This is a genomic window from Butyricicoccus sp., from assembly GCF_050872565.1.
Lineage (GTDB): Bacteria > Bacillota > Clostridia > Oscillospirales > Butyricicoccaceae > Butyricicoccus_A.
Map to the genome: position 1 here is coordinate 1 of NZ_JBNMHC010000489.1, position 1,290 is coordinate 1,290.

The 1,290-nt window shown below is 42.1% G+C and carries 1 protein-coding gene; it reads left to right on the top strand.

The genetic code is table 11. The features are described 5' to 3' along the window. Window positions 1-235 precede the first annotated feature (235 nt). The coding region (locus ACR0P9_RS12805; protein ID WP_432620737.1) for a dicarboxylate/amino acid:cation symporter at window positions 236-1,290 on the top strand (1,055 nt) is incomplete at its 3' end.

Here is a 1,290-nt window from a genome sequence, read left to right on the forward strand (position 1 = left end):
AAACACGAAATGAATAATTGTGCATAAAAACTTGCAATTATTTTTATTTCAACAAGCGATTTCCAAGCATCACAAAATTTTCAAAGAAATGGCAGCGTATTTTTTCGGAATTTTTTACGAATCATACTTTAGAAGTATTGCTGTTTTGTCGAATTTCTGGTATCATTATACATTATATATAGAACGTCATGAACGGAAACATGGTATTTCAATTCTAAAAGAAAGGTTTGTCAAAATGAAAGAAAAAAAGAAACTGTCTCTCGCGATGCAGATTTTCATTGCACTGGTTCTTGCAATTGTTGTAGGCCTACTGCTTGGAAATCATGCAGATTTCGCGCAGGCGTACATCAATCCGTTCGGCACGATTTTCCTGAATCTGCTGAAATTTATTGTTGTACCGATTGTATTATTCTCGATTATGAGCGGCATCATTTCGATGTCCGACATCAAAAAGGTCGGTTCTATTGGCCTGAAAACCGTTGTATATTACATGTGTACGACTGCTTTCGCCATTACCATTGGTCTGATTGGCGGCAATCTGTTTGAAGGATTGTTCCCAGCTATTGCAACTACCGATCTGAGCTATGAAGCGGCAGAGGCTACATCCTTTATGGATACGCTGGTCAATATTTTCCCATCCAACTTTATTGATCCGCTGTATTCTGCCAGCATGTTGCAGGTTATTGTTATGGCAATTCTGATTGGTTTTGCTATTATTCTGGTTGGTAAAGAAGCAGAGCCGGTTATCACCGGCATCAACAGCTTAAATGCCGTTTTCATGAAATGTATGGAAATGATTTTGAAGCTGTCTCCGATTGGCGTATTCTGTCTGCTGTGTCCGGTTATTGCAGAGAATGGCGCAATGATTATCGGCTCCCTGGCTATGGTGCTGCTGGCAGCATACATTTGCTACATTGTACATGCAGTCGTTGTCTATTCTATTGCAGTTAAAACGATGGGTGGCATGAGCCCGATTGAATTCTTTAAGGGAATGCTTCCGGCAATCATGTTTGCTTTCTCCAGTGCTTCTTCTGTTGGTACCTTACCGATCAATATGGAGTGTACACAGAAGCTGGGTGCTTCTAAGGAAGTCTCTTCGTTCGTCCTGCCGCTCGGTGCAACCATTAACATGGATGGTACCGCAATTTATCAGGGCGTCTGTGCAATCTTTATTGCTGCTTGCTATGGCATTCATTTGACCTTCCCGCAGATGATTACCATCGTGCTGACGGCAACGCTGGCGTCTATTGGCACAGCTGGTGTACCGGGTGCAGGTATGGTTATGCTGAC